We start from the raw sequence: 3,191 nt of genomic DNA, 5'->3' as shown, positions 1-3,191 counted from the left end.
ATACAGGTGAACCCTAATTAAATGTTTTGTAGTTACTCAATAATTCTTGTCCAATATACCATATTCTGTTAATATAAAGTTTAGATGCGTTCGCCCTGAGCTCTCAGGGATACGAAAGCGGCGGCAATTTCTATCAGAATGAAATTAAAGGTACAGATGGTAACGACATCCTGACAGGAATTCCTGGTAATAATGTTTCTTTAAAAGGAGGCAAAGGAAATGATATTTTGAGTGGCAACAGTGGCAACGATAAGTTGGAAGGCAGCAAAGGTGAAGATACCCTTGATGGCGGTGCAGGCAATGATATTCTCGAAGGAGGGAAGGGTAAAGATATTCTGACCGGCGGTATGGGTTCGGATTTATTTGAGCTGGAAGGGCGATCGGCTACAAATACTCTCGATATCGCTGATATCATCACGGACTTTCAAAAAGGCGCAGACATACTGAAGCTGAAAGATGGCTTAGGATTTTCTAACATTAATATCACTCAAGGAACAGAAATTTATGCTAGCGATACTCTGTTGAGGATAGCAGGCACTGGTCAATATTTGGCAGTCTTGAAAGGAGTTAATGCTGGAAATATTAACGCGACTAATTTCACTTATTCCTAATTGTAATACTGGCGCTAAAACCGTTTTTTTGCAACATGAATTACCCACTTTGACCAAAGAAACCGGGTTTTTTACCGAATCTGCGGGTGACAACGAAATATTTTCGCAAAAAAACCCGGTTTCTGCCTACCCGTGCGTCCAAGAATATCTGATTTGTTGACAACAAAACATCTAAAAAATAGGAGAATAAATAGATGGCTAGCGCTAACTTTCGCAAACTTCACCGCCAAGTTGCACCGATTATTTTCATCCCTTTACTCTTAACAGCCATAACGGGAGTTGCCTATCGGCTGGGAGAAGATTGGTTGGGCATAGAAGGTGATGCTGCTGAGATTTTTATGGATATTCACCAAGGAAGCTATCTCGGAAAGGAACTCAGACCATTTTATGTGCTTTTGCTGGCTTTGGGAGTGATTGGGCTGATAGTTACTGGTTTGACGATGACCAAATTTTTGGGTGGCGCACGCCCTGAAAGACCAGGTGCTAAACTTGATTTTCGTAAGGTTCACCGTATTGCTACACCGATTATTGTCTTGCCTTTAGCAGTCAGTACAGTCACAGGTGTAATCTATCGAGTTGGCAAAAGTTGGTTTAAGATGCCGAAAGAGGTAGGAGAAGTTTTTCTGAATATCCACCAAGGAGAATATTTGGGAAATTTTTTGATGCCAATCTATGTGTTTTTGGTAGGTTTGGGTGTGATTTTGCTGCTGGTAACAGGAATCAATATGACTGGTATTTTTCGGAAACGCCGCCAGCAAACAACAGAGGAAGATAGCTAATAGATTTTTTTTTCGGGGAATGACTGATGAATATCGTGGTTTTAATTCTCTCTACAGTTGCATCTTTTTTGGGGAACTGCTATACAATAATTCTCTGGTCGCTGACCTTTAATTAAGATGAAAAATAGAAGTATTGAAACGGCAAAATCAAGTCTTAAGTCAAAAATTGTATGGAAAAGTCTGCTACAAGGAAGTCGCACCAGCACATTTTTTAGTGAAGTATTAAGTAACAGCGGTCACTTTTTAATTCTGAAGAGTTTATCAGACTTAATATTAGCTGGTTTCTTCAAATTTATCACAGACCCAACTGAATATTTACTAATAGTAGCAATGCTTGTTCAGGCTTGGTATCTGTCGAACTCGAAATGCCACCGTTTTTGGGGAAACCTGATCTGCGTTGGTATCTATACGCTGATTGATCTGCCGATAGATGGGCTAGATTTTTTCCAAAATCCTAGTCACGTTGTCTTTTGGTTATTTTCTCTGATGATTGCTACTTTGCAAGGATTGCGATTCCATTGGGCTAAGGGTATTGATGATTGGCTGATTCCACTGGAAAGTGTGGTACGGGCTCTGATGGTGGTAGCTTTTTATGTTGTGATTGGGATTAAGTCTCAATATTTAATTGCTAATTTAGAATTGATAGTGACATTTTCGCGGACGGCAACGCACTGGTTTCTTACTTGGAGTATGGTATTTATCGGTTTGCTTTTGGGGTTGCAGTCGGTACAGATTTTCAAACAAAGAAAGCAGCTACAAAAAACAGATCAACTACTGGGAAACATGGCAGAATGGGGGATGGGAAGTCATGTAGTAGACACAGCGCTTAATAATCCAGCAGGTTTGGCTTTTCAAAAGTGCGATCGCACGATTTTATTTATGGATATTCGCGGTTTTACAAGTTGGTGCGAAAAAACTTCCCCTGAGACAGTTGCAGCGGTTATCAATGAATATTACCGTTGTGTTGAACCAGCCGCCGCCAAGTTTCAGCCTTTAAGAATAACTTTTACAGCCGATGAAATTATGGCGATTTATGCTACGCCACAGCAGGGAATTGCTGCGGCTAAATCTATGAGTAAAGCTGCTTTAGAAATGCTTGAATTATATGGAATTGGTGCGGGATGCGGAGTGCATTGCGGGAGCGTTATTGAAGGGCTATTTGGCGGTGCAGATGTTCGGACTTATACGGTGATTGGTGATGTTGTCAATACAGCAAAACGCTTAGAAAGTGCCACGCCTGGTGGTGCAATTACTATTTCTGATGCTGTTTATCAAGGGATGTCACAACGTCTAACGGTGGAACCTTGCGAACCGATAGTGGCGAAAGGTAAGACAGCAGCTTTAATTGCATGGTGGTTAATATAGCTAGCCGTCAGGAATGACGAATTTAATATTATTGATTTTTTCGACCATCGGACATGGTGGTTCCTGCCATACTTGCTCGATCGAGACTAGCACCATCCATGTTCGCATTGCGGAGGTTCGCATTAGAAAGATTGGCATCTCTCAAGTCGGAAAAGCGCAAGTCTGCACCGTCTAAATTAGTATTGGTCAAGTTAGCTTTCCTAAAATTACTATTGCTGATTCTCGCTCCTATTAAAACTGAGCCACTTAAATCAGTGCGTGCTAGGGTTAGTGTTGACAAAATCTGCTATAGCCTTTCTCAAAAAGATGAGGTATGACTGACAGCTTATATAACCGCTTGGCGTTGCTGAACTAGGGTATGATGAAATGGTCGTCGGAGCGTCACAAATCACACACATTTAAAAGGAATATTATGCAATGCCCGGAATGTCAGTCT

General features: G+C 41.1%; 4 protein-coding genes. 3 read left to right on the top strand and 1 reads right to left on the bottom strand.

The genetic code is table 11. The features are described 5' to 3' along the window. Positions 1 to 95: 95 nt before the first annotated feature. The 3 genes from JGK07_RS00060 (at position 96) to JGK07_RS00050 (ending at position 2,755) form a co-directional block, all read left to right on the top strand. Complete coding sequence (locus tag JGK07_RS00060; RefSeq protein ID WP_363319771.1) at positions 96 to 611, top strand: hypothetical protein; 516 nt, start codon at positions 96 to 98, stop codon at positions 609 to 611. Between the two features lie 194 nt (positions 612 to 805). Beyond that, entirely contained in the window at positions 806 to 1,390 is a 585-nt protein-coding gene (locus JGK07_RS00055) for a PepSY domain-containing protein (RefSeq protein ID WP_293187167.1), read from the top strand. A gap of 117 nt (positions 1,391 to 1,507) precedes the next feature. After that, positions 1,508 to 2,755 carry an adenylate/guanylate cyclase domain-containing protein gene (locus JGK07_RS00050; RefSeq protein WP_293187168.1) on the top strand — a complete coding sequence of 416 codons (1,248 nt, stop codon included), beginning with the start codon at positions 1,508 to 1,510 and terminating at the stop codon, positions 2,753 to 2,755. A gap of 28 nt (positions 2,756 to 2,783) precedes the next feature. Here JGK07_RS00050 and JGK07_RS00045 read toward each other — a convergent pair whose 3' ends face one another. Continuing rightward, entirely contained in the window at positions 2,784 to 3,035 is a 252-nt protein-coding gene (locus JGK07_RS00045) for a pentapeptide repeat-containing protein (protein WP_293187169.1), read from the bottom strand. Positions 3,036 to 3,191: the final 156 nt, after the last annotated feature.

The sequence above is a fragment of the Microcoleus sp. PH2017_24_DOB_U_A genome (assembly GCF_020738205.1).
GTDB lineage: Bacteria > Cyanobacteriota > Cyanobacteriia > Cyanobacteriales > Microcoleaceae > Microcoleus.
The sequence above is the reverse complement of the archived record's forward strand: the minus strand, read 5'-3'. Positions and strand labels throughout refer to the sequence as shown.